At 46.2% G+C, this 26,373-nt stretch carries 27 protein-coding genes and 1 other annotated feature; of the genes, 4 read left to right on the forward strand and 23 right to left on the reverse strand.

All coding sequences use genetic code 11. The features are described from left to right. Positions 1–99 precede the first annotated feature (99 nt). The 8 genes from G4D54_11130 to G4D54_11165 all read right to left on the reverse strand — a co-directional run bounded on the left by G4D54_11130 (position 100) and on the right by G4D54_11165 (position 8,642). Positions 100–528, reverse strand: coding sequence for a hypothetical protein (locus G4D54_11130; protein QJA02960.1), 429 nt, complete (start codon positions 526–528; stop codon positions 100–102). A 35-nt stretch (positions 529–563) separates the two neighbouring features. Next, complete coding sequence (locus G4D54_11135) at positions 564–932, reverse strand: hypothetical protein (protein ID QJA05189.1); 369 nt, start codon at positions 930–932, stop codon at positions 564–566. A 65-nt stretch (positions 933–997) separates the two neighbouring features. After that, entirely contained in the window at positions 998–1,498 is a 501-nt protein-coding gene (locus G4D54_11140; GenBank protein ID QJA02961.1) for a GNAT family N-acetyltransferase, read from the reverse strand. Positions 1,499–1,538: 40 nt separating this feature from the next. Beyond that, complete coding sequence (locus tag G4D54_11145) at positions 1,539–3,740, reverse strand: bifunctional (p)ppGpp synthetase/guanosine-3',5'-bis(diphosphate) 3'-pyrophosphohydrolase (GenBank protein QJA02962.1); 2,202 nt, start codon at positions 3,738–3,740, stop codon at positions 1,539–1,541. Between the two features lie 46 nt (positions 3,741–3,786). After that, on the reverse strand, positions 3,787–4,302 hold the full coding sequence (locus G4D54_11150) for an adenine phosphoribosyltransferase (protein QJA02963.1): 516 nt from the start codon (positions 4,300–4,302) through the stop codon (positions 3,787–3,789). Positions 4,303–4,363: 61 nt separating this feature from the next. Further along, complete coding sequence (locus tag G4D54_11155; GenBank protein QJA02964.1) at positions 4,364–5,971, reverse strand: recombinase RecJ; 1,608 nt, start codon at positions 5,969–5,971, stop codon at positions 4,364–4,366. A gap of 92 nt (positions 5,972–6,063) precedes the next feature. Further along, positions 6,064–8,355: a protein translocase subunit SecD gene (gene secD / locus G4D54_11160; protein QJA02965.1), complete on the reverse strand. Its 2,292-nt coding sequence runs from the start codon at positions 8,353–8,355 to the stop codon at positions 6,064–6,066. Further along, positions 8,352–8,642: a hypothetical protein gene (locus G4D54_11165; GenBank protein ID QJA02966.1), complete on the reverse strand. Its 291-nt coding sequence runs from the start codon at positions 8,640–8,642 to the stop codon at positions 8,352–8,354. The genes secD and G4D54_11165 overlap by 4 nt, the downstream gene beginning before the upstream one ends. 150 nt (positions 8,643–8,792) lie before the next feature. Between G4D54_11165 and G4D54_11170 the strand changes: the two genes are divergently transcribed. Continuing rightward, the gene (locus G4D54_11170; protein QJA02967.1) at positions 8,793–10,088 is read left to right on the forward strand and encodes an oligosaccharide flippase family protein; all 1,296 of its coding nucleotides are present in this window, start codon (positions 8,793–8,795) and stop codon (positions 10,086–10,088) included. Here G4D54_11170 and G4D54_11175 read toward each other — a convergent pair. Next, positions 10,085–10,747, reverse strand: a complete 663-nt coding sequence (locus G4D54_11175; protein ID QJA02968.1) for a DUF421 domain-containing protein — start codon at positions 10,745–10,747, stop codon at positions 10,085–10,087. The genes G4D54_11170 and G4D54_11175 overlap by 4 nt on opposite strands. 63 nt (positions 10,748–10,810) lie before the next feature. Here G4D54_11175 and G4D54_11180 point away from each other — a divergent pair, with 63 nt between their 5' ends. After that, entirely contained in the window at positions 10,811–11,164 is a 354-nt protein-coding gene (locus G4D54_11180; GenBank protein QJA02969.1) for a DUF3792 family protein, read from the forward strand. Between the two features lies 1 nt (position 11,165). Here the strand turns inward: G4D54_11180 and ruvB are convergent, their stop codons facing one another. The 7 genes from ruvB to G4D54_11215 form a co-directional block, all read right to left on the reverse strand. After that, complete coding sequence (gene ruvB, locus G4D54_11185) at positions 11,166–12,179, reverse strand: Holliday junction branch migration DNA helicase RuvB (protein QJA02970.1); 1,014 nt, start codon at positions 12,177–12,179, stop codon at positions 11,166–11,168. Positions 12,180–12,182: 3 nt separating this feature from the next. Next, positions 12,183–12,764 carry a Holliday junction branch migration protein RuvA gene (gene ruvA / locus G4D54_11190; protein ID QJA02971.1) on the reverse strand — a complete coding sequence of 194 codons (582 nt, stop codon included), beginning with the start codon at positions 12,762–12,764 and terminating at the stop codon, positions 12,183–12,185. A gap of 488 nt (positions 12,765–13,252) precedes the next feature. Beyond that, positions 13,253–13,837: a hypothetical protein gene (locus G4D54_11195; protein ID QJA02972.1), complete on the reverse strand. Its 585-nt coding sequence runs from the start codon at positions 13,835–13,837 to the stop codon at positions 13,253–13,255. A gap of 210 nt (positions 13,838–14,047) precedes the next feature. Continuing rightward, positions 14,048–14,812: an exodeoxyribonuclease III gene (xth, locus tag G4D54_11200; GenBank protein QJA02973.1), complete on the reverse strand. Its 765-nt coding sequence runs from the start codon at positions 14,810–14,812 to the stop codon at positions 14,048–14,050. A gap of 127 nt (positions 14,813–14,939) precedes the next feature. Then, positions 14,940–15,509 carry a DUF4352 domain-containing protein gene (locus G4D54_11205; GenBank protein QJA02974.1) on the reverse strand — a complete coding sequence of 190 codons (570 nt, stop codon included), beginning with the start codon at positions 15,507–15,509 and terminating at the stop codon, positions 14,940–14,942. Between the two features lie 43 nt (positions 15,510–15,552). Further along, entirely contained in the window at positions 15,553–16,305 is a 753-nt protein-coding gene (locus G4D54_11210; protein ID QJA02975.1) for a protein kinase, read from the reverse strand. A 63-nt stretch (positions 16,306–16,368) separates the two neighbouring features. Next, the gene (locus G4D54_11215; GenBank protein ID QJA02976.1) at positions 16,369–17,442 is read right to left on the reverse strand and encodes a serine/threonine protein kinase; all 1,074 of its coding nucleotides are present in this window, start codon (positions 17,440–17,442) and stop codon (positions 16,369–16,371) included. Between the two features lie 60 nt (positions 17,443–17,502). Here G4D54_11215 and G4D54_11220 point away from each other — a divergent pair, with 60 nt between their 5' ends. After that, positions 17,503–17,931, forward strand: coding sequence for a hypothetical protein (locus G4D54_11220; GenBank protein QJA02977.1), 429 nt, complete (start codon positions 17,503–17,505; stop codon positions 17,929–17,931). Between the two features lie 298 nt (positions 17,932–18,229). Here the strand turns inward: G4D54_11220 and obgE are convergent, their stop codons facing one another. The 5 genes from obgE to G4D54_11245 all read right to left on the reverse strand — a co-directional run bounded on the left by obgE (position 18,230) and on the right by G4D54_11245 (position 22,417). Continuing rightward, complete coding sequence (gene obgE, locus G4D54_11225) at positions 18,230–19,519, reverse strand: GTPase ObgE (GenBank protein ID QJA02978.1); 1,290 nt, start codon at positions 19,517–19,519, stop codon at positions 18,230–18,232. Between the two features lie 69 nt (positions 19,520–19,588). Then, positions 19,589–19,873 carry a 50S ribosomal protein L27 gene (rpmA, locus tag G4D54_11230; GenBank protein ID QJA02979.1) on the reverse strand — a complete coding sequence of 95 codons (285 nt, stop codon included), beginning with the start codon at positions 19,871–19,873 and terminating at the stop codon, positions 19,589–19,591. A 2-nt stretch (positions 19,874–19,875) separates the two neighbouring features. Next, entirely contained in the window at positions 19,876–20,190 is a 315-nt protein-coding gene (locus tag G4D54_11235) for a ribosomal-processing cysteine protease Prp (protein QJA02980.1), read from the reverse strand. A 3-nt stretch (positions 20,191–20,193) separates the two neighbouring features. Further along, positions 20,194–20,505: a 50S ribosomal protein L21 gene (gene rplU, locus G4D54_11240; GenBank protein QJA02981.1), complete on the reverse strand. Its 312-nt coding sequence runs from the start codon at positions 20,503–20,505 to the stop codon at positions 20,194–20,196. Between the two features lie 17 nt (positions 20,506–20,522). After that, positions 20,523–20,596: a sequence feature (ribosomal protein L21 leader region), on the reverse strand. A gap of 129 nt (positions 20,597–20,725) precedes the next feature. Beyond that, complete coding sequence (locus G4D54_11245) at positions 20,726–22,417, reverse strand: IS66 family transposase (GenBank protein QJA02982.1); 1,692 nt, start codon at positions 22,415–22,417, stop codon at positions 20,726–20,728. A 470-nt stretch (positions 22,418–22,887) separates the two neighbouring features. Here G4D54_11245 and G4D54_11250 point away from each other — a divergent pair, with 470 nt between their 5' ends. Further along, a complete protein-coding gene (locus G4D54_11250) occupies positions 22,888–23,469 on the forward strand; it encodes a hypothetical protein (GenBank protein QJA02983.1) in 582 nt (193 codons plus the stop codon). 173 nt (positions 23,470–23,642) lie between these two features. Here the strand turns inward: G4D54_11250 and ilvD are convergent, their stop codons facing one another. Then, positions 23,643–25,307: a dihydroxy-acid dehydratase gene (gene ilvD / locus G4D54_11255; protein ID QJA02984.1), complete on the reverse strand. Its 1,665-nt coding sequence runs from the start codon at positions 25,305–25,307 to the stop codon at positions 23,643–23,645. A 13-nt stretch (positions 25,308–25,320) separates the two neighbouring features. Then, positions 25,321–26,316 carry a ketol-acid reductoisomerase gene (gene ilvC / locus G4D54_11260; GenBank protein ID QJA02985.1) on the reverse strand — a complete coding sequence of 332 codons (996 nt, stop codon included), beginning with the start codon at positions 26,314–26,316 and terminating at the stop codon, positions 25,321–25,323. Positions 26,317–26,373: the final 57 nt, after the last annotated feature.

Below are 26,373 nucleotides of genomic sequence, written 5' to 3' on the forward strand. Positions count from 1 at the left end.
CTCTGTCAATATTGAATTCCTATCTGATGCTTTGATAATTTTCGTGTTTTTCATCTCTGCAACTTATCATTCTGCTAGATAAGCTGAAATAGTCGCTCTTTAATATCCGTAAGTCATTAGTTTCCATTCCCCACCTTCACTCCGAGCTAACCACCAAGACCATGTATATTCCTCGTTAAGTTCCCAAGCCCCGCCACCTTTTTTCGGAGAGCGAAAGCTGCTATCAAACATAATACATTGTGTAAAAATCTGCTTATTATCATTAGCTCTCTCTAAATCGTTCATCCATGCAATATTTTCTTCATCCCTACAAACATCATCGGATGAATATGAAAGAGTATACAGCTCACATCCCTCAAACGATTTGAAGGTTTCTTTTATAGTATCTATTGCAGAATCCATATCTTCTTTTGTGTAGATTGCAGATGTTCCATAATCAATCTTTACATTTGTTGTCACAGCGTTTTTGCATCCGACTAATGTTACGATCAGCATACAGCAAACTACCATCTCTATCACTTTCTTCATGAGTTTCCCTCCGCAAATTCTAATAACACTGTTTTTTACAGCGCAGTAACCCAAAAGCAAATTGCTGAAATCAGCGAAAGCGGTGTCATAACAACTTTTTCTTTCTTACTTTTTGAAATACAATTCATAACGGTATTTAACGAAAGATATGCCGCCATAATAACACAAATTATTTTTGTTATATTCCGGGAAAACCATAAAGGAACGATCCCTCCCATTTGCAAAATTATGATTACAAAAAACATTTGCAGTGCTAACTGAAGCACTAACACGATTCTGAGCTTTTGCGGAAAAACCTTATATCGTCCTCCCATTGTTAATTCGCCCAATGGCAGTCCACATATCAAAAGAACAGATAAGATAATTACCACCGAAAACGTACTTGCACCTATTATAGCTATCATCATAGTCTCCTCTTCAAATTCAAATTCAGCAATCACACCAGCTGCTATGATACCGGCATAGAAAGCTATACGGCCTTTTCAAACGGATAGATATATAAAGCTGTTGTAAATTCGGGATGAAATCGCCCTGTTTTGTACAGCTGAAATCCGTTTCGCTCATACATCCTTCGAAGCTTATCCTTATGCTCGCGCACATCCAGACGCACGTCGGGATAGCCTTCCCCGCGTCCCTTTTCAATAAAATATTGAATCATGGCATCCGCATACCCATTTCCGCTGTAAGCGGGGTCCACACAGATTTTATGCAGATACAGCGATGTCCCCTTTTCCATGTCCGACCAGTACAGGGCATCCTCATCCACGATGAACAAACCGCATACCACCTTTTCATTTACGGTTCCTACATAATAATCCGCAATTGTATACAGCTTGGAAAACGCCTCCCAGCTCACCTCATCCGGATTCCACTGATGGATGCCGTGCGCATCATTATAACGCACCCTTCTTTCATACATCGCCTCGATTGCCGGCTTGTCCGCTTCTCTTGCCTGTCGTATGTGCAGCATAGCCTCATCCTCCCTTTCAAAAAGACCTTCTAGGAAGGTCTTACTGTATCACTCGTTCGACGGACTTCACACTGTTCACCTTTTGCAGATTCGCCATCAGACTGCGTAGATGCTCGGAATTTTCTACGACCACCGTCATTTTCGTCGTCGCGGATATCCGGTCCTCCTCCACTGTGGAATCCACATGCTGCAGACCGGCCTTGCACTGAGACACGACCGTCACAATATCACTCAGCAGGAAATTGCGATCCGTGGATTTGACGATCAGCTTGACCTCATAGGTCTTCTGCTCGATATTCTCATCCCATTCCACCGGAATCAGCCGCTGCTTTTCGTTTATAATATTCGGGCAGTCGGCACGGTGTACCTTAACACCTGCCCCCTTGGTAATATAACCGATAATTTCATCCCCCGGAACCGGTGCACAGCATGCCGCAAGACTGATTTTCATCGACTCGATACCGGCAATGCGGATGCCGGTAGCGGACGGCTTCTTCTTGCGTTCCTGACGGTTAAACATCTTTGCCAGCTCTTCATTATCCAGCGGAACACTGGTCTTATGCTTCACCAGACGGTCGATGACCGATGGCAGCGACACCTGCTTCACACCGATTGCGTACATCAAATCCTGATAGGAATTAAAGCTTAGGGAGCCGGCAATGCTTTCCAGCTTTTTCTGCTCGGTATACGTATCCGCATCCAGATTCCGCCGTTTCAGCTCCTCGACAAGCAGCTCCTCACCCTTTTTGATATCCATGCTGCGGCGTTCGCTTTCCTGCTTCTGGAAAAAGGAACGGATTTTGTTTCTGGCGTGCGCCGATTTCACGACCTTGATCCAGTCTTCACTTGGACCCGGCGACTGCTTGGAGGTACGGATGTTGACAACATCCCCGGTTTTCAGCTTCGTATTCAACGGCATGAGAACACCGTTGATGGTCGCTCCTACGGTATGATGTCCGACCTCAGTATGCACGCGATAGGCAAAATCGATCGGAGTGGAGCCATTGGGCAGCGCAATCACCTTGCCCTTCGGTGTCATGACATACACATTTGCTTCAAAAATATCCTTCTGCAAGAGATTCATGTATTCCATGGCATCATCATTGACCTCATCGCTCATGACACTGAAATCCTTAAACCAGTGCAGCTGTTCCTCGATTTCCTTCTGATGCACCTCGCGTCCGCCATTGATGTTTTCCTTATAGCGCCAGTGCGCCGCAATACCCTGCTCTGCCACGGCATCCATCGCTTCGGTACGAATCTGCACCTCGAAGATATTGCCATCCTCCGCAACGATCGTCGTATGCAAGGACTGGTACATATTCACCTTCGGCATGGCGATATAGTCCTTGAAGCGTCCCGGAATCGGTCGGTACTTTGCATGGATATAGCCCAGTGTTTCATAGCAGGCAGTATCGGTATCCGTGATAATACGGATCGCCAGCAGGTCGAGAATTTCCTCAAACCGCTTGTTTTTCGTCATCATTTTCTTATAGATGCTGTACAAGTGCTTGCTTCTTCCAAAAATGCGATAGCCGATATGATGGGCATCCAGCAGAGAGCTGATATCGGCAATCATGCGCTGCACCTGCTCATCACGCTCTGTCTTGCGCTTTTCTACCAGCTTTGCAATCTCATAATATTTTTCCTTGTTCAAATACTGAAAGCACAGATCCTCCAGCTCGTTCTTGATATCACTAATACCGAGACGGTGTGCAATCGGCGCATAGACCTCCAGAGTTTCAGAAGCTATTTTCTTCTGCTTTTCCGGACGCATATACTGCAGTGTGCGCATATTGTGAAGGCGGTCTGCCAGCTTGATCAGTATAACTCTAACATCCTTTGCCATAGCAATAAATATCTTACGATGATTGCTGGCGAGATATTCTTTTTCATCCTTGAATTTCAGGGCACCAATTTTTGTGACCGACTCTACCAGAGAGGCGACTTCCTCTCCGAACATATCACTCATTTCCTGAATGGTAACGTCACAGTCCTCCACCACATCATGCAGAAAGCCTGCCGCAATCGTCTTTGGTCCTGTACGAAGCATCGTCAGTATGTAGCCGACCTGTATCGCATGAATAATATACGGCTCCCCGCTTTTGCGGTACTGCCCCGTATGATTTTTCTCCGCACACAGATATGCTCTTGTGATCAGATCGATATTTTCTTCTTTTTTGATATATTTTCTGACCTCAACCATCATTTCATCAAAGGTCACGACATTCTTACTTACCATAGTATCACCCGCATTCAAGAAAAGGGGAAGCTCCCCTTTGTTTTTATTATTCGTAAGACATTAAGGAAAATACATTAAAATCCTTTAAATGCTCCCGGCCCTTCAAGCCCGCAAGCTCAATCAGGAACGCACAGCCGGCAACCTCTCCGCCCAGCTCCTGTACGATTTGAATGGTCGCATCCACGGTACCGCCGGTAGCCAGAAGATCATCCACGATCAGCACCCGCTGTCCTTTTTTGATGCCGTCCCTGTGAACATGCAGCTCATTGCTTCCGTATTCCAGATCATAGGATACGCTTACGGTTTCTCTTGGCAGCTTGCCCGGCTTGCGTACCGGTACAAATCCGATTCCCAGCTCATAGGCGACCGGACAGCCGAAGATAAAGCCGCGGGATTCCGGACCGACAATGACGTCGGCTTTCACGGATCTGGCAAAGTCAATCACCTTATCACAGGCCTCCTGAAACGCCTTCCCATCCGCCATCAGCGGTGTTATATCACGAAACAAAACCCCTTCCTGAGGAAAATCAGGAATACTGGCAATATAATCTTTAAAATTCATGTGTGTAGCCTCCTAGCACTTATGCATGTATTATATCAAATTCTTTCTGAAAAAGCATTAGCTAATACGCCTCTGTTACAAAAATATTCACTTTTTTTCTTCCCATAAAGGAATTTATTCGAAGATTTCCAATAAAATTTACATTGTTTTTCTCATGCAGGCGTTCATATGCGTTGCCGCAGCGAAAATACATTGCTTCAAGGCTGTCACTCAGTATCCATTTCGCATGCTCCCGGTTGCCCAGCAACCGGCAGCCCTGCACGCTTGCTTCCTCCAGATAAAACAGCGGTTCTTCAAAGCCGCAGCCAAAAGGTCCCAGCACAGACAGGCTCTCCACCTCTGCCAGTGTAGCCTCCTGAACACGGATGGGAATCACATCATAGCTTTTTTCCTGTTGGAAGTGAATCCCCTCCATGCGGGTATTGACATAGTCCTGCACGATTTGTTTATTCTCATAAGGAAAACCGATACCGGCAGCCGCCTTGTGACCGCCATAAGCGGAAAGCGAAGGCCGGCAGGCATCAAAAAAGGTCGTCAGATCCAGCAGATCCAGTGAGCGGATACTGCCCTTAAACATCTGCTCTCGCTGAGCGGCGACCATGACGGGAAGCTGCAGCTCCTCACTAAGCTTACCTGCCACAAGCCCGGCCATACCTTCATGAAAGGAGTCATGAAACAGCAGCTGAAACCGATATTCCGGGCGTACCAGCGTGCGTGCCACCTTGACCATGTCATCGCTCATCGTTTTCCGGCGATCATTCAGCTCCCGTATCTGCTTTGCCATATGCTGCAGCTGCTCCAGATTCGTACTCAGCAGATACCGCACGGTATTGTTGGCATTTGCAATATCCGCAAGCCGTCCCGTCGTATTCAGCTTTGGCACGATCTGAAAGGCGATCAGCGTTTCATCCCATTTCGGATAACGGTCATTGGCCAGCAGCTGAATCGGCTGACAGATGCCCTGACGGAGGTATTGCAGTCCGAGCTGCACAATTGCCCTTGTTTCCTGACGCAGCGGCATCACATCGGCAATGGCGGCAACACAGGCCAGCACCACATGCTCCTTTACCTCCCCCAGCAGTGCACGGGAAATCTCCAGCGCAACGCCGGCTCCGGACAATGTTTCAAAGCGTTCCCCCATCAGAAACGGATGCAGCAGATACAGACAGGGGAATTCCTCATCCATGGCATGATGATCCGTAACGATTACATCCACCCCTCTGTTTCTTGCCTCCGTGAGCGCATCCAGTGCCTTCACGCCGTTATCAACGGTGATCAGCAGGCTGTACCCCTTTTCATGTGCCAGCTCCACCGTATGCTTCTGCAGACCGTAGCCCTCTGCAAAGCGGTTCGGTATATAAAAACCGGCCTGTATGCCATAGCGGCGCAACGCATCCACAAGAATCGCTGTGGAGCAAATACCGTCCGCATCATAATCTCCGCATACCATAACTCGCTCCTTATTCTGCTTCGCCTGATAGATGCGCTTTGCAACCTCCTGCATTCCGTTTGCCGTAAACGGGTCTGCCAGCTGCGGCTTCTGCAAAAGCTCAGCTATCTGTTCATCCTTTAACCCCCTGGAGGCCAGCACCTTAGCGCACAAGGCACTCACATGATGCATTTCCTGTATCTGTTGCGAGCGTTCGCTCTGTAATTTATGTATCTGCATATTTATCACCGTGAAATATCATACCACACTTTCTCCTCTTTTGCCTTAAGAAAGCAAAAGAGATATCTGCTGTCACAGATATCTCCGTTGTTTTAATAGTCGTTCATGCCCGGAATGATCATTTCCTCCAGTTCATCCTTTTTCTTTTTGCGTTTCTTTTTTACATGCTTTTTCGGATTCTGATGGATACGGATCTGATACCACAGCTGCGCTGCGACAAACAGGGAGCTCCCCGCACCACAGGCGATACCGATGAACAGCGCCAGACAGAAGATACGGATGGCACTGCTTCCGAAGAACAGCAGGCACACAACCGGCAGAATCGTTGTCAGCGTGGAGAGAATGGATCTTGTCGCCGTTCTCTGCAGCGCTTCATTTACGATTTCACGATATTCCGCTTTTGTCGTTGTCGCAAGCTTGCGTCCCTTCATCTCATCACGGATACGGTCAAAGACGACAATCGAGTTGTTAATGGAATATCCGATCACCGTCAGCAGCACGGCGATGATTTCCGTATTAACCTCCAGACGGAAAATCGCACAGGCCGCAAGCACGAAGAAGACATCATGAATCAGTCCGACAATACCGCTGATTGCATAATCCCACTTGAAGCGGATGGAAATATAAATCAGAACGCCGATCCATGCCAGAATGGAGATCAGAATTGCACTGCGCACCAGCTCCTGCCCGATCACCGGGGTTACCACGTTGTCATTGACATCGTGCTGATAGGTTTTCTTCAATCCCGCCTTTACGGTATCCATCTTATGTTCATCAATGGCATCCTTCACAAAGATATTTGCCACATTATCCTTTTCACCGTTGATTTTAATACTGCTTGCATTGATTCCAAGACTCTTCAGCTGATCGTTCAGCTTATCCCTGGAAATCGCCGTATCGCTTTGTACCGTCAGCTTGGTTCCGCTGGTGAAATCAATGCCCCAGTTCAGAATGCCATTGCCCTTCATGCCCTGAAATGCCATACATCCCACACCGATGACAAGCACCGTCACAGAAGCGATGATAAAGTATTTTGCATTTTTAACAAAATCAAAATTCTTGAAGAAGCCGAAATAGAAGCGCTCCTGCCCCTTGCTCACATCCGGAACATGAGCCTTTTTCACGCCGAACCAGCTCAGCTTGTCATTCAGCCAACCGCTGCCAACCAGAAGAGAAAGCAGGAATTTTGTGACGAAGACAATCAGGATGATGGTGGAAATCGTAGATACGATCAGCATGGTCGCAAAGCCCTTCACACTTCCCGTACCCATCATATACAGAATCAGCGCACAGATAAAGGTTGTGACCTGCGCATCGAAAATCGTTATAAAGGACTTGGAGCTTCCCTCATAAAAGGCGGTCTTTACACTTCGTCCGGAATACAGCGCGTCCTTGATTCGCTCAAATGTCAGAATGTTGGAATCGGCCGCCATACCGACACCAAGCACGAGGGCCGCAATACCCGACAGGGTAAAGACTGCGCCCATGGCATTATAGATGAGGAACACGATAAAGACATAGGTTGCCAGCGTGACTGCGGAAATCAGACCCGGCAGACGGTAGTACAGAATCATGAACAGCATGATCAGTGCGATACCGATGCCGCCAGCCAGCATGGTTTCACTGAAGGCGTTGATACCGTAATCGGCAGTCACCGCATTGCTGTATTTCTCACTCATTTTCACAGGCAGCGAACCGGAGTTGATCAGATCCTTCAGCTCGGTTGCCTCCTCCTTGGTGAAGCTTCCGCTAATCTGCGCACTAGTGGAATTGATTCCCTCACTAACAGTGGCGGCAGAGATGAATTTTGGATTTTCCTGGTTCTTTTCCTTGGCATAGGAATCGGTATCCGGATTAAAATCCAGCCAGGCAACCATCAGATTATTGCCGCTTCCCATCTGGGAAACCTTCTGTGTAACTTCATAAAATTTCTTCTGATCAGACAGCTTCAGGCTGACGATCGGCTTGCCGTAATTGTCGTACATCACACTGGCTCCGCCTTCCTGCAAAACGGTGGAATCCATCAGCAGGTTGTCATTGACATCACGGAATGTCAGATTGGCAGTTGAAGAGATGACTCTTCTTGCCTGATCGGCATTTTTTACACCGGCAAGCTGCACACGGATACGATTGTCGCCTTCCACTGTGATTTCCGGTTCATTGACACCCAGAACATCGACACGTTTTTCTACTGATTTTGCGACAGCTGTCATGGAAGGAAGCTTCTTACCCTCCAGTGGACTCACTTCATACAGAATTTCAAAGCCACCCTGTAAATCCAGCCCCAGCTTCATATTCTTGCGAACGGATGGGGTACAGGTCACAATCAGTGTCAGTATGGTCAACACGGTTATCACAAAGACCACGAGACGTGATTTCTTCATTGTTTATCTCCTCCAAATAAATCATCAAAGTCGTTGAGGTTCATACGGGAGCCCATAATCACTGCCTGTGTGGACAGATAGGCCACCACATCGCTTGCACTTAGCTGCTGGATATCCTCCACCGCCTCATGGATGCTTCCGGGCTTGCGAAAGCGCCAATGCTCCTTCAACGAGCTTTCTACATGCTGATATGTCAAGGAAGATAACTCTTCTCGTTTCAACTGATTTGTTTTCAAAGCAATAGCAAGTTTTATGTATTTATCTTCGATTTCACTTTGACCACTCATAAGCTCCTCCTTAATATCATAAACATTATTATAGCTTCAATTATGAATGAAAGCAATGTATTTTTTTATCCCGAATCCGTACTTTGTTTTTTAAAATCATTACATCGCCAATTTTTTTCATGATCTGCAAGCTGGATTGGAGTGATTTATTTGAAGAAAACCGTACTGCAGTCTACTGTGATTCTGGTAATTGTTTCCGTGATAGCCAAGGCTCTTTCTTTCATCGTGCGCATCATGCTTGCCAGAACCCTGAGTCCCTCGGCCATGAACTATTATACTCTGGCAGCACCGACCATGGTCTTTTTCATCACCCTGGCACAGATGGGGATTCCGGGGGCTTTATCCAAGGTGATTGCACAAAGTGACCATCCGCATCAGCCGCTGAAGGTCAGCGTGATTCTTTCTTTGTTGAATAACGCCGTTATTATTTTAACCTTTCTGCTCGTGCTTCCCTTTCTTGCCACCCACATCCTCAAGCAGAAGGAAATCCTGCCTGTCCTGTATGCCATCATACCATTGATTCCACTGGTATCCCTGTCCGGTATCCTGAAGGGATATCTGTTCGGATTGCAGCACCACGTGCAGGCAACCTCCTCCCAGCTGTTTGAAGAGGGCAGCCGTATCCTGTTTCTATTTGTGGTTTTCTATCTGCACCCCTTTACCGACGCGATCACCATGGCCCGTATGGCGATGCTGTCTGTCAGTGTTGGCGAGGCATGCAGCGCATTGTTTATGCTGCTCTCCCTGCGCAGACAAAAAAGAACCCTTTCCAGGATTCCGCGTTTGTTCAGCGATTTGAACCGCCGACAGTTTGATGAGGTGCTGATGGTATCCATACCGATGACAGGAAGCCGTCTTATCGGCTCTTTGACCTACTTCATGGAGCCGATCGTCATGGTGCTGGGTCTTGGTACGGCAGCATCCGCCGCCATGGTAGGCGCCTATGGACAGCTCAACGGCTATGTATTACCCATTATCACCATGCCAAGCTTTATCACCGTAACACTAAGCAATTTTCTATTGCCATCCTTCACCTATTCCTATTCCAGAGGCTATTACGATCATGCACGCCGCCTCTTTTCGATGATCATCGGCTGCTGCTTTCTGGTCGGTCTGGGCTGCAGTGTGATCTGCTATCTGTTTCCGGAGCAGCTGCTTTATCTGTTTTATCACAACACCCACGGTGCCCTGCTGCTCAAGCAGCTGGCCATCCCGTTTGCACTGTATTCCCTGCAGCCTCCCCTGTCCAGCATGCTCCATGCCTTATCCTTAAGCAAGCAGACCGTCGCAGACACCCTGAGCGGCTCTCTGGTACGAATTTTATGTGTTCTGCTTCTAACAAGAACCTGCATGGAGGCCTCCTTGCCCATTGCACTGACAGCCGGAATGCTTATCACTACCACCATGCACGCTGTGCGCCTGTTCATTGCCTTCAAAAACAATTAAAAGAAGGTGTCCTTGGAATTCATTTCCTTTTTGATGACAAACATGCCGTTGTTTTGATAAATACACAAAAACACATCATCCACGCTCTCCACGCCCTCGTTCCTCAGGGCGTTTTTCAGCCATTCCTCATCTCTTGAAAGATCCTGCAGTGCTTTTTTGTTGATCGTTCCATCACTGATTAGAGGATCGGGGTGCTTCACCTTGCATTTGTTTTTCGGCAGAATGGAGAGCTGTCCGTTGTTCTCCAGCACCGCAAAGGCAACCTCATCCGGTGTACACAGATCCTTGCTGCGAATCTGTGACATCAGATCATCAATGTTGTAGCGTTCCCTCTTCATAATGCTCTGATTGATATGTCCGTTATGAATCAGAATCGCATTCTTACCGTCAAATATATCTCTGGTTTTTTTACTTTTCAAAAGCACCCAGGATATCACGATTTGCAAAAAAGCCAACGTAAAAATCGGAACGAGTGATTTCAGGATGCTTTCATGCGCATCTGTAATGGAGATTGCCAGCAGCTCACTCATAACCAGATAAATTACGATATCAAAGACCGAAAGCTCTCCAACTTCCCGCTTTCCCATGATGCGAAGGGCAAAGATTATCACAAAATATACGATAAAGCACTTCACCATCAGATTTATATATTCCTGCATTAAACCATCCTTTCCTGCATAGTTTGTACGTGAATTTCATACAGTAGACTGAGGTGACCACTTATGAAATCCAAACTACAGACCTATGTGCGCTCCATAGCCGTACTGCTTGCGCTCACATTGTTATTCTCTCTTGTATTTGCTGCTTTATACTATTTTCATGCAGTATCGACTTCGACTTTTCACATTTTGAACTGGATCGGCGGTATCATCGCCTATGGAGCAGGCGGAGCATTGCTGGGAATCGGCGTAAATAAAAAAGCGCTGTTTCATGCGCTTCCTGTTGCCGCTGTATTCTTTCTGCTTTCCCTGCTGCTGTCCGGCTTTTCACTGCCTGCACTGCTCGAAAACCTCAGTAAGGCGCTTGTGTATATCGCAGCTGCCGTCATTGCGTTCTCACGCACGCATAAGGGATGAATCAATCCGTGTGTAAAAACAGGCCCTCCCGCAGATCATAACCCAAATGGCGATAGGCCTTCTCCGTCACAACGCGTCCGCGCGGTGTGCGGTTGATAAAGCCGATTTGCAGAAGATATGGCTCATACACATCCTCCAGCGTCATTGTTTCTTCTCCGATGCTGCTGGCCAGCGCTTCCAGACCAACCGGTCCTCCCCGAAAGCGCTCAATGATTCCCTTCAGATACTTATGGTCGACATTATCTAATCCAAGATGGTCGACCTTTAATTTATCCAGTGCCATTTCGGCAATCTGCTTACTGATGATGCCATCGTTCATAACAGTCGCAAAATCACGCACACGGCGAAACAGACGGTTTGCAATTCGCGGTGTGCCACGGGAGCGCAGTGCAATTTCCAGCACAGCCTCTTCCTCGATTTCCGTATCCATGACGCGGGAGGTTCTGGAAATGATCTGCTGCAGCTCCGCAAGCTCATAAAATTCCAGCTGGGAAACGATACCGAAACGATCACGCAGCGGTGCAGTCAGATCACCGGCACGTGTCGTGGCCCCGACAAGCGTGAAGGGCGGCAGCTCCAGCCGTATGCTTCTGGTGGTTGCACTGTCCTTTCCCACAACGATGTCGATACAGTAGTCCTCCATGGCAGGATACAATATTTCTTCGACCTGCTTGGGCAGCCTGTGGATCTCATCGATAAATAAAACATCCCCGGGCTCCAGTGTTGACAGTATGGCTGCCAGATCTCCGCCCTTTTCAATCGAGGGTCCGCTCGTTGTCTTAATGCTGCCACCCATTTCATTCGCCAGTATATAGGACAGAGTTGTTTTTCCCAGTCCGGGAGGTCCGTACAGCAAAACGTGATCCAGCGCCTCATTACGCTGCTTTGCGGCCTCAATAAACACCGACAGGTTTTCCTTCAGCTGTCGCTGTCCGATATATTCACGCAGACTCTGGGGGCGCAGGGATGCTTCCTCATCCATACTCTGCGATTCATTTGATAAAATTCTCTCCATTTGCTAGACTCCTTTTCTCTTCGCCAGAATGCCAAGCCCCTTTCGGATATACTGGTCGCTCGTCATCGCTTCCAGAGTACCCAACTCCTTCTTGATACTGTTCAGCTCCGCATTCTTATAGCCCAGTGCCTTCAATGCTTCCAACGCATCCAGCAGCTGTTCATTTTCCTTAACTTCCAGCTCCGTAACCTCTTCCACGAGCTTCCCCTTCAGATCCAGAACAATCTGACTGGCGGTTTTCGCACCGATGCCCGGCAGTCCCTTCAATGTTTTTACATCATTGCTTTCGATTGCCGCAATCATGTTCCTGGCAGGACAAACGCCCAGCATTCCCAGGGCCGTCTTCGGACCGACACCCTTGACACTGATCAGCTGCAGAAACAGATCATGCTCCTCCATCGTGGTAAACCCGAACAGCGTGATCGCATCCTCGCGTACGTGCTGATAGGTATATAAAATCACTTCGGCATTAAGCCGGACTGCCATCGGATTGGCAACATAGACCCGGTAGCCGATGCCATTGTTTTCAATAATCAAAGAATCATTGCTGTAGCTGTGAATGATTCCCTTAATAAATGCTATCATTTTCATCACCGCACTTATTTTATCATGACTGGACAAATAAAAACAGTGGAAATCCACTGTGTGCTTACCCTGTTTTGAAAAATCATCGGAAATAAGGGAGGAAAAGAGGTGTAATTTCACCTTTTAAAGCAGTGTATTCATAGACTCCGGGAATTCTGCACGCTCAGATGTAACAGAGGCGCTAACCTGCTGATACAGAACCATCCGGTATTTCCGTTTTCTATTAGCAAAACAAGGCAGCAAGGCTGCAATATACAGTCTGCCTTTCAAACGGCTGTCCACAGCTCCTGCTGTGTTAAGCCCCCTTATGAAGCAGAAAACAACCGTCAGAAAGCATGTCGTCCAGAGCCTTTCTCTTCCTTATATCTTATCTTTTATACAATCATTTATGTTATCTTTTATGTCACGTTTTCTGCTTCACAGTATCTGTTTCCTCTTATTTTCGGTTCTATTATTCCTATAAAATAGAGAATCACTATGTACCGCCTTCATCCGAACATATCAAAAAATTCAAAGATGGTATCAAAGGGAATCACCCGTTTGCACAAACCGTATAGAAGCGTCAAAATCAGCAGCTCCGCCGGAAGCAGACACAGCAGAAACGCGATTCCTCCATCCCGCATCCATAGCGGCAGCTTATCCAGCATGATAAAGTATACAGCAAAATATACAACACAGCCCATGCAGATACCGGCAATCACCGTTCTGCGCTTTTTCTCATTTTGCAGCTTTTCCAAAAGGATCTGCTCCAGTCCCATCTTCTCAAGACAAAGCACACTGATTCCATGCAGTGTCTGTGCTGACCTTGTGATAAAAAGAATATGCTTGGTCTTATCCGGAGAACGCCTTGCACGGTCCTTTTCCAGAACGCTTTGCAAATCCGGCCCATAAACGGTGCGGCAGATATATCCATAGGCAGGAAGCTGCTTCAGTGTTTCCTCCTCCCAAACATTCTCCACAAACAAAATTATCTGACGATACTGCTTTGTCAGTACCTCCATGAAATGCTCCGCCTGCGGATCCTGCAAAGCTGCAGCATCCACATAAACATATAGTTTATTTGAGAAATCCATAGTTTCCCTCTTTTCTTATAATTCTTATTTTTCTTATAATTATCATAACATAATCTTCCGTATTTTACAACTACAAAAGCGTTCAGCGAATCCATGCACACCCAGATCCAGATAAAAGTACAGCCTGTATATATGAAAAAAAGAGGCAGCCGCCAGAGTGTATCCTGTGGTTTGCAGCCTCCTTTTCAACAGGGAATGTAAAAGGCTGTCCTAGACAGCCTTCTTATCAAATTCAAGAGATACCGGGCAGTGATCACTGCCATAGATATCCGTGTGAATCCTTGCTTCCCGAATAGCCTCCTTCGCATCCTCGGAAACCAGGAAATAGTCAATCCGCCACCCTGCATTCTTTTCACGGGCTTTGAACCGATAGCTCCACCAGGAATAAATCCCCTCCTGCTCCGGATACAGATATCGAAAGGAATCGATAAAGCCGCTTTCCAGCAAAACACTCATCTTACCGCGTTCCTCATCCGTGAAGCCTGCATTTCTGCGGTTTGTCTTTGGATTCTTTAAATCGATTTCCTTATGTGCGACATTCAAATCACCGCACACCAGCACACTTTTTGTTTCGTTCAGCTTGTGCAGATAGGCACGAAACGCATCCTCCCAGACCATGCGGTAATCCAAACGCAGTAAGCCGTCCTTGGAATTAGGGGTATATACACAAACCAGATAAAAATCCTCGTACTCACAGGTAATGACCCGCCCTTCATGATCGTGCTCCTCAATTCCAAGACCATACGTCACGGAGAGCGGCTTCTGCTTGGAAAACACCATGGTTCCGCTATACCCCTTTTTCTCTGCACTGTTCATATACTGATAGTAGCCCGGTGTTTCGATTTCCAGCTGTCCGGGCTGCATCTTCGTTTCCTGAATACAGAATACATCTGCATCTATTTCCTTAAAGAAATCCATAAAGCCCTTTTGCATACAGGCGCGGATTCCATTTACATTCCATGATACCAATCGCATAACATCTACCTCCCGAATATACCTTAATCATACCGTATCCCATAAAAAAAAGCCAGCCAAACAACCAGCGGGGAAAAGAAAAACCGTCGCATATGCGACAGTTCTTTTTGCCTGAGCCGATATCTGTCTAATGAAGATTGATCAGCCCCTTTTCCGTGCCCCATGCTCCGGTCTGTACCTGCAGCTGCAGATTTTTATCATCAATCGTCGCCTTGGTTACATCGAACACGATTTTACCCTTTAAAGAAGCATCCGGATTGATTTCCTTGGCAAAAATGCTTTCATCTCCCAGATACATAATAGCTGTAGAATCTGTATTGTAGGTCTTGTCTCCCTTTTTCAGCTTAAAGAAGCTGTCCAGTACACTCAAAGCATCATCTCCGTTGTTTTTCACGGTAACCGAAACAATTAGATAGGTTTCCTGTGCTTTCTGATTCAGATACTCATCGCCAATCGTATCCGTAGTTTCAATGCCGTTCACTGTGTATTCCACATCGCCTACCTTCAGCGTATCCTTGATACCATAGGTTTTCTCTTTCGGCTCCTTCTTTTTGTCTTCTTTCTTTTTGTTGTCGGTTTTCTCTGCTGCCGGCTCGCCGTTTTTCTTTTCCTCATCTCCTCCGCCTGCTAGTACTCCAATGACACCGAGCGCAAGAATTACGATAAGTACAATCTGCCATTTCTTTAATTTTTTCATAGGTCCCTCCAGTTTTCTCATCCTGTATTTTGGAATGATTTTATTATACCTTCTGTTCTTTTTGCATTGGTATGCTTTCAGCATACTTTGCTGTAGAGCTGCAGCTTCGGCATGTTATGATAAAATCATTCTGCATCTGCGATATCGTCAGGTAGCGTTCCTCCTGTCTTTTAGCTGCGCTTTTCCGTATGATGGTGAGAAAGATATCCGCTTCGTTATTCCTCCATGCCGTATGTGCACACAATTCCTTCAGCAGAATTCCCATGGAATAAATATCACTTTGTTGATCGGATAAGCCGTAATACTGCTCCGGCGCTGCATAGCCGACACTTCCGGTACGTAGAACATCCTTGCGCGTTGTCATCAGCTTCGCAATCTCAAAATCGATCAGCACCACATGTCCCTTATCGATCAGAATGTTATCCGGCTTGATATCCCGATGAATGATCGGTGGTGTCTGTGCATGCAGATGCCCCACAACCGCAAACAGCTGGAGCATGATCCCGATGCACTCCTCAACCGGCAGCCTTCTTTGACTGAGCTTATATTCCAGTGTACATCCATTTACAAACTCCTCTATCAGAATTGTCTTTTCATGACTGTAGCTGAAATCAATCACATTGGCAAGATATTCATACGGATGGCTCTGCAGCAGCTGATACAAAGAAAGATCCAGCTTTGCACGAACGACCTTTTTCACAAAGAACAGGTTTTCTATCATGTGCTGAACAAGCAGGATATCCTTTTCATCACTGTGAAACAGCATAGCAACATCATCATATACTTCTAATCTCATTTGCACGCTTCCCTCTTTATCACGAACAGAATTATATAAAAAAACCGGAAAGCTTTGGTATGCTTACAGCAGACTTTCCAGTATGGCTGCCAGAATCACCAGCAGACTGATTATGATAAACGCACAGAGAAACCACAGAATCGCACCTTTGAAGAAGCGTATGGATGTCCGTCCATGATCCTGAAGCGGAAGCAGCTCCCGAACATTCCCTGCATTTACCGTAATTGCCGGGATGATCGCCAGGCATAAACCAAAGGCGATTCTCTGACAGATCAGTGAATACGGGGATGGCGGAGGGGTCACGGTCATCGATGCTCCCAGAATTATACAAAGCCCGTAATATGCAAGAAACAGCAGCCGCTTTGCAGCGGAATCCCTTCGTATACCCGGCAGCTGCGTCAGTAAGACAGAAACGGAAGCGTGCGGCAGAGACTTCTCCTCGCAATATCCAAGCGCCTTTTGCAGCTCGCCAACACTTTGATAGCGTTTATCTGGATCCAGCTGCATACAGGTTTCAATGATGTGCTGAAACGGACTGTGGATATCCTTTGCCGTTACATCCTTTTGTACCATCGTTTTTAAGACCGCTCCGATGGCGTATATATCACTGCGGCAGTCACTTTGATGAAACCCGTACTGCTCCGGTGAAGCATAACCGGCACTCCCCATCACACGGGTATCGCGATTTTTATCCTGCTTGAAAACCCGTGCAATTTCAAAATCAATCAGCCGTATCTCCAGATGCTCCAGCACCATGATATTTCCCGGCTTGATATCCCGATGAATAACCGGCGGCTGCAGACTGTGAAGATGCTCAACCGCAGACAGCAGCTGCTGCATGATATGATGAATAGCCGCATCATCAAGTGATCGCTCACTCAGCACGTACTCCAGTGTCGTTCCATTGATGAATTCCTCTACAAGGATGCACGTTTCCCCTCTGCGCGTCGCTTCATACAGCATCGGAATGCCGGGATGGGGATGCTGCATCAGCTGACGGTAAATCTGCAGCTCCGCACAGTCCCGCATTATCTTCTTAATGTAAAATTTCTGATCCAGACAGTTTTTCACCAGCTGCACTGTTTTTTCTTCCGTTTCGGACAATGTACATATATCCTCTAATAAATCCAGACGCATAAATTCTCCTTTAGCTTGCAATAATCGTGATTTGATTATATCATAATATCTGGTGATTGTATGCAGAAACAGAAAACGAAGGATTTGGAAGATATCCTGAAGAAGGCCGGCGCGCTGGAGAAAGATCGTATTTTAAAAGAAATCCGTGATGTATCCTTTGTGGATTACATCAATGAAATCCTGTTGGAAAAGGATTTGGAGAAGTCCGATATCATTCGGGATGCCCAGATTCCAAGAACCTATGCCTATCAGATATTTCAGGGGAGCAAGCAGGCCGGTCGAGATAAGATTCTGCAGCTTGCTATAGCTATGAAGCTGAATCTAGAGGAAACCAACCGTCTGTTGACCGTGGCACATCATAACCATCTGTATGCCAAGCAGCAGCGGGATGCGATATTGATTTTCGGCATCAGCAAGCAGTATTCTCTGATGCAGATCAACGAATTGCTGGATGAGTTCCATCATGAGCTGCTCGGTGATTTCAGCTAGCTTCACATAGCATGTTTCATGTTTTGAAATATTTAACACAGCGTGAAAAGGCTTATCCTATAGAAAAAGACCCGGCAGAGCGTTGATAACTTGTCAGGTCTTCTTTTATTTCGGAATTGAGCATCACCGCCCGCAGGCGTGCTATCATCCGCCTGTACAAAACGATGCATGATTGGGTGGGATAAGCAAAAGCAAAGAAAAAGGCACAGGAACCTCGCTTTAATCGTGTGTTTCTGCGCCTTTGCTTTTTTGCCATGAAGCCAACCCATGTTTCATGAAGGGGAATGTCGGTATGACGTTACTCGACAAATTCAAACTGAATATCACAGATGGTTACGACATCGCCGTCCTTACAGCCGGCTTTGCGCAGTGCTTCATCAATTCCCATTTTCCGCATTTTGCGGGCAAATCGCATGAAGTCCTCTTCATTATCCATCTTGCTCATCTTAAAGCTGCGTTCCAGCTCTTCCCCACTCAGCTCCCAGTTGCCATTTCCCATGTTGTGTACCTCAAAGGCAGGCTGCTCAGGTTCAAATTTGTAAAGCACACCTTCCGCCTCTTCATCACTGGCATCATCGTTATATAACGGAAACTGCGGTGTTGTTTCCAGCAGATCGGCTGCGCGATAGAGAACCGGCTCCAGACCCTCTGCAATAATCGTTGTGGTCTCAAATACCTCAACCTCGGGATAGGCCTTTCTGAAGCGCTTCAGGTTTTCCTGTGCTCCATCCAGATCCATCTTATTCGCAAGAACGATCTGCGGACGCTCCATCAGACGGTATTCATACTGCTTTAGCTCATCATTGATGGTTTTATAGTCCGCAACAGGATCGCGGCCGTCATTCGCTCCCATATCCACAACGTGGATGATAACACGGCAGCGTTCGATATGACGAAGAAACTGGTGTCCAAGCCCCTTTCCTTCACTCGCTCCTTCAATCAGTCCGGGCAGATCCGCCATGACAAAGCTTCTGCCATCCGGAACCTGCACCATCCCCAGATTCGGAGCCAACGTTGTAAAGTGGTATTCCGCGATTTCCGGCTTCGCCTTGGATACAACGGACAGCAATGTGGATTTCCCAACAGATGGGAAGCCAACCAGTCCGACATCCGCCAGCACCTTCAGTTCGACCATAATATCACGTTCTTCCCCCGGTGCGCCCAGCTCACTGTACTGAGGTGCCGTGTTTTTACTGGATTTAAAGTGGAAATTGCCGCGGCCGCCCTTTCCGCCCTTGGCGATGATTTCCTTTTGTCCCTTGCGTGTGAGATCCGCCAGAATTCTTCCGGTTTTCTCATCCTTTACAAGCGTACCCTGCGGCACCTTGATAATGCAGTCTGCCCCATCGGCACCATGCATTTTCTTTGTCTTTCCGTTCCCGCCCGGCTCTGCAGCCATCTTGCGGTTGTAGCGCAGATCCAGCAGTGTTGTCTTTCCTTCATCGACCATAAAAACGACATCACCGCCAGCCCCGCCGTCTCCGCCGCTGGGACCACCGTAGGCAACATATTTTTCACGCCGGAAAGCAACGATTCCATCTCCGCCTTTTCCAGCCTTCACATGTACTTTTACACGATCTATAAACATTCAGGCACCTCCTTGTCTCCTTCTGTTATCCTGCTCAAAAATAAAATCCCCATACCGGGGATTTTTTCATTACGCCTGTGGGTAAACGGACACTTTTTTCTTGTCTTTACCTAAACGTTCGTATTTTACAACACCATTCACTTTTGCGAATAACGTGTCATCTCCACCTTTTCCAACGTTTGTTCCCGGGTGAATTTTCGTACCACGCTGGCGGTAAATGATACTTCCTGCATGGCAGAACTGTCCATCAGCCAGTTTTGCTCCAAGACGTTTGGATTCGGAGTCACGGCCGTTCTTTGTAGAACCAACACCCTTTTTGGATGCGAACAGCTGAATATCTAATACAAATTTCATAATCACACCTCCTGATCGTTTATTGTAATATAGTCTGCATAGCTTTCCTGCATGGTTGACAGCTGATAGTACATTCCCTGTAACAGGATACCTGCTGTAGCATCTGGCAGGATCGTTTCAATTTTGATGTATGCTTCCTTCAAAACGAAGTCGCATGCTTCAGGCACCATCTCATCTAAAGCATTCATCATTCCTACAGCTATGGAACTCACTCCGGCACATACCAAATCCTGACCGGCATCTGCATAGCCTGCATGATCTCTGATTTCCACTTCCTGTATAATACCCTGATGCCGCTTTACATGGACTCTTACCATACATTAAGCCTCGATTGATTCGATTGTCAGTTTTGTGTAAGGCTGACGGTGTCCCTGCTTGCGGTGTGAGCTACCTTTTTTAGCCTTGTATTTGTAGACGATGATCTTCTTTGCTTTTCCCTGCTTTTCAACCTTTGCGTTGACCTTAACTCCCTTTACATATGGAGTACCAACACGAAGAGAACGGTTGCAGTAAGCGACTACCTTGTCAAATACAACAGCTTCGCCTTCCTGAACGTCCAGCTTTTCTACGAAGATTGTGGAACCCTCTTCTACACGGATCTGTTTTCCGCCTGTTTCAATGATTGCGTACATAAATCGCACCTCCTTCTAAATAATTTAAGACTCGCCATGCAAGGTGATGATTTCCATACTTAAACCCTGTTCTGAGCGGTTGTAAATCCGGGAGGACATACAACATGGTTATGTTACCATAAACAGCTTTTTAACGCAACACTTTTTTCATTTTTTTACATGATGCAAACATGCATTGTTACTATTCACCGATACTCATAAAAAATCAAAGCCATCCCTCTTATGATTGAAGGATGGCTTTGATTTCTTCCAGTGTATTTTTCTTCTGTAAGGAACACGTTTGCACTACTGTATGTATTGCCGCAAAATAATTAGCTGTTTCTAGACTGAGACTCTGTCCGCTGATCTTCTTCTTTGCTTTTGTCGGCCGCATCTGTCTCTCTGCTATATTATTATCAGAAGGAACAGTAAAATCCTTGATGAATCTCAGATGTTCTTCTTTATACTCCACCATCCGTTTCATCAATTTTATATATCCCGGTACATATTTGGCTGCTACTTTTTTTGGATGCTCTGAAGCATACTTTTCTAACTCATCATTCAGGATCTCCATATATCTTTCTTCGTATGAGCTGATCTGTTTTTCATCCATCTTCATGATTCTATGTCTAACCAGTTCTTTCTTTTCATGGATCATGTTCTGAATCAGTTCCATCATTCTTGCACACGCTTCATTCTTATCCAGTTCTGCTCCTTCTTTTAAATATCTCAGAATATGTGCATTACATTCTCCATGGTCGCAGCTTTTCAAATCATAATATGCCTTATAATGATCATGGATCAGACATTCTTCATAATCATTCAGTATTCCCAGCGGTCCTTTCTCCGTATCTTTCCGCTTCTCTGTGACAATAAAAAATGCTCTTTGTTCACTTACGATCACATGTAACCATGCACGCGTTCCATTGATTTTCCATCCTGTTTCGTCTACATGCAGGATTCTTTCTTTTCGCAATTCTTTTAGAATCTCATTTTGATAGTTTATACTTTTTTGTTGTAATACTTCTTCCCATTTCACGATGACTGATGCACTGAGATTTATCTTCCCCATACTCATTTCATTGATCATCGTACACAGTCTGTTCAACGGAATCGTCCCTTTGCTGTTCAGATACAGTATCATCGCTTTGAAATCATCATGATAGGACACACTGCTGATTCGATACCTGCGCATTTCTTTTTCCGGAAGCACCTGTCCTTGTACTGCTGTTATATATCTTGTTTCCGTAATCTCCGTTTTCAGTCTTGCATCGATTTCCTGTGTTCTATAGTATAGGAGCTCGTTCTCCGCATTTAAAATAGCCTCTGCTCCTACAGGTGCTTGTCTTACGATTCTATATATGATCTTATCTGCAGTATCTTTCAAGCTGATACGATGTACCGTATGTCCTTTCTGTCCACCTTTTTTCAATCCAGTCTTTGTCCTTGAATTTGCGACTTTTCTGTATTCATCCTTTGATGGGGGAATACTGGAATTACAGGAGTTTTTCTTGCTCATCCTTTTATATCGGTTATTTTCTTTTCTCAGCTTTTCTATCTCTCTTCGTAATTTTTCATTTTCAGTATGTAGTTTATTGTTTTCGTTATAAGAATGCTGGAGTTCGCCTTTTATAATCTTCTCCTGCTTTTTGATCTCTTCTTCAAAATCTTTGATGATATTACTGGCCTCTTCATCTTTTTCTTTCAATTTTTGATTCAGATTATATTGGATCGCCTTCATATCCTTCAGTTTTGCCTGCACATCTTGATTCTTTTTTACGAGGTTCCGGTTACTGACCACGATTCTCTTATATTCCGTGTTCAAATGTACATTTTGATGTTCGAGATATTCTACGATCCCTATCAGTTTATGATCAAAATGTTCCTTATGCAGTAAAATGTTGTTTAATGTAATCCTATCCTTTGTCATCATATTGATATCTTCCTTTTTCTCTGAAGATATTATATCATATGATTTTATACGACTACTGTGGATAACTTTCTTCAAAGCTTTTTTATCATAATATGTATTGCATATCAACGTTGTTGCTTAAAAGCCTTCTATCAGGCTTTGGCAGGCTCTGAGCAATCGTTATATTCGCTGCAAGTCATTTTTTACTCTCTTTTTATTAACATCATTAAAACTGCTTTTAATGTCATATTATTTTTTTTGTTTATTTGCTTTTTCCTCTTGACACCTTTTATTCTATCGGTGAACAGTAACTGGCCACATGCAGCCATATTCGTATGCAGGAGTACTTTCATAAAAATTCGGATACAGAAATTGGAATACGTATAGTAAAAAGCCACAATACCTTCATAGGTTACGATCCATGAGCATATGAGTATTCTGATTTACCTGAAATGATCTATACTATGTGCATGAGAAAAGAGGACATTCACATGAATACACTGGATATATTTTTAAGCCGTATCAACAAAACCTATTCGAATAAAGCTCAGCATACCGAAAATCCCCTGCTGCCACAGGCTGTCCATATCACCACACCGGTGAATGAACGTATCAAAAATCTGCCCGAGAATTTTGAAGATGTCTTTGTTATCGATGAAACCTATTACCATTATGATGATCATGTCACCCAGCTGCATCACCTTTACCGTTATCATGCACAAACAGACGGCAGCATTCAACTGGTGTCCTATGAAATCCCCTGCGAATACGCAAAGCATACATTCGACAGTCAGCATGTACAGCAGCTGCTGTATGATGAGCTTGTTGTAAAACAGGCCTTCACCCCCATCATTTATTCCTTTGAACATGATGTCTTTGCAAGTGAGGGTACCAGTGAAATCGCTCCTGGCATAACACTGCATGTCGTTATGAAGCTGTATCGTGACCATTATACCGTCATAGAAGCATGCTATGCAAATGGAAGACTTGTTTCCGGCTTCGAGGAGCCTGTGCGCTATGAGCGACTGATGAGCAAAAGCCGGAATGACATGCGGTTACAGAGCTTATTCTGATACTGTGCTGAAGCAAAGCTTTCATTGAGGCTTATATAGGCGTTTAGCGTATATTGGAGAATGACTATTTCTTTTTGACTGACATACAAGATGCAAAAAAGATACGATTGGATAAGGTATCAGAGCTGCCTCATTTCCTCGTATCTTTTTATATTTTACTATTCAGGCATGTCTTATTTCAGCACAGCGCCTTCATCCGCACTGGCGACAAGACGGGAATACCGGTACAGCCATCCCTCTTTGATTTTCGGCTCCGGCTTTTCCCATGCCTGCAGGCGCTGCTCGATTTCTGCTGCGTCCACATTCAGGCTGATATTGCCGTTGGGAATATCAATTGTAATGGAATCCCCTTCCTGTATAATGGCAATCGGTCCCTGTGCCGCAGCTTCCGGAGAAACATGCCCGATGGCAGCACCGCGGGTTGCCCCGGAGAAGCGTCCGTCTGTGATCAGTGCCACATCCTTATCCAGCTGCATACCGGCAAGTGCACTTGTCGGATTCAGCATTTCCCGCATACCAGGACCACCCTTCGGTCCTTCGTAGCGGATGACTACAACATCCCCCTTTACAATACTGCCGGCATAGATTGCCTCGATCGCAGCCTCCTCGCTGTCAAACACACGGGCAGGTCCGGTATGAGTCATCATTTTCGGATCCACAGCAGAGCGCTTTACAACACAGCCCTTCGGTGCGATGTTTCCAAACAATACGGCAATACCGCCGGTGGCAGAATTCGGATGCTCGATATCCTTGATGATATTCGTATCCATATTCACGGCAGTCGCGATATTCTCTGCGACTGTCTTTCCGGTAACGGTCATCAGGCCGGTATCAATCAGCTGCTTTCTTGACAGCTCCTTCATGACAGCCTGCACTCCGCCTGCATTATACAGATCCACAATGTGATCCGGTCCGGCAGGAGCCAGCTTGCACAGATTCGGCGTTTTCTGTGAAACCTCATTGATCATATCCAGATCAAGCTCCACCTTGGCTTCCTTGGCAATCGCCAAAAGATGCAGTACCGTATTGGAGGAACAGCCCAGTGCCATATCACAGGCCAGTCCGTTACGTAATGATTTCTCGTTTACGATATCCCTTGGACGGATATCCTTTTCCACCATATCCATAACCGCCATTCCGGCCTTCTTCGCCAGCTGGATTCGTGCGGAATACACTGCAGGAATCGTACCGTTGCCGGGTAATGCAATCCCCAGCACCTCACACAGACAGTTCATGGAATTGGCAGTAAACATACCGGAGCAGGAGCCGCAGCCCGGACAGGCATTCTGTTCGATATGCGTCAGCTCCGCCTGATCGATCAGACCTGCTTTCTTTGCACCGACCGCCTCAAACATGGTGGAAAGACTCATCGCCTTTCCTCTGTCATTTCCCGGCAGCATGGCACCGCCGCTCATGACAACACTCGGCACATTGACACGCAAGGCTCCCATCAGCATTCCCGGAACGATTTTATCACAGTTTGGCACCAGCACAAGACCGTCAAAGCCATGTGCCTTTGCCATTGTTTCCACACTGTCCGCAATCAGCTCACGGGATGCAAGAGAATATTTCATACCGATATGTCCCATGGCGATACCATCGCACACACCGATGGAAGGCACCATAATCGGGGTACCGCCGGCCATGCGGATTCCCGCCTTGACCGCTTCTGTGATTTTATCCAGATGCAGATGCCCCGGAACAATCTCGGAATAGGCGCTGACCACACCGATCAGCGGCCGATTCAATTCTTCTTCTGTCAGTCCCAGTGCATAGAACAGCGAACGCTGCGGTGCACAGGCATCTCCTCGAACGACAGAATCACTTGGTCTACCCATATTGAATGCCTCCTTATTTTTTCAGCCAGCTCATCATTTTACGCAGCTTCTCGCCAACCTTTTCCGATGGGTGTGCTGCATGAACGCGGCGCATTGCCAGGAAGTGGGAGCGTCCTGCGGCCTTGTTTTCCGTAATCCAGTTTCCGGCAAAGGTTCCATCCTGAATCTCTGTTAAAACCTTCTTCATCTCCTTGCGCGTTTCTTCTGTAATCAGACGTTTTCCAGTCACATAGTCACCGTATTCTGCTGTATCGGAGATGGAATAGCGCATCATTGCGAAGCCACCGCTGTTGATCAGATCGACAATCAGCTTCATTTCATGGATACATTCGAAATATGCCATTTCCGGCTCATAGCCAGCTTCTACCAGTGTATCAAAGCCAGCCTGCATCAGCTCGCAGACACCGCCGCATAAGACAGCCTGCTCACCGAACAGATCGGTTTCCGTTTCTTCCTTAAAGGTTGTTTCAATGATTCCGGCACGTCCGGCACCGATACCTCCGGCATATGCCAGTGCATAGTCATGTGCTTTACCGCTTGCATCCTGATGTACGGCGATCAGTGATGGAACACCTCTGCCCTCCTGATACTGACTGCGTACGGTATGTCCGGGACCCTTTGGTGCACACATTGTAACATCGACACCAGCGGGTGCCACGATTTGATTAAAATGAATGGAGAAGCCATGTGCAAACATCAGCATATTTCCTTCTTCCAAATTTGGTTCAATATCTTTTTTATAGATATCCGGCTGATCCTGATCCGGTGTCAGAATCATGATAACATCACCTGCTTTTGCAGCCTCTGCCGTATCCAATACCGTTAATCCTGCTTCCTCTGCCTTTGCACGGCTCTTGGAGCCCGGACGAAGACCGACTACCACATTCACTCCGCTGTCCTTCAGGTTCAGTGCATGTGCATGTCCCTGACTTCCATACCCGATGATTGCCACGGTCTTTCCTTTCAGAAGATCCATATTGCAATCTGCATCATAATAAACTTTTACCATTTTCGTTTTCCTCCTTGTTTTTGGTAATTCCAGTTCTATCAAAACGTAAGTGCTTAC

Origin of the sequence: [Clostridium] innocuum (assembly GCA_012317185.1) — a bacterium.
In the GTDB taxonomy this organism is placed as follows: domain Bacteria; phylum Bacillota_I; class Bacilli_A; order Erysipelotrichales; family Erysipelotrichaceae; genus Clostridium_AQ; species Clostridium_AQ innocuum.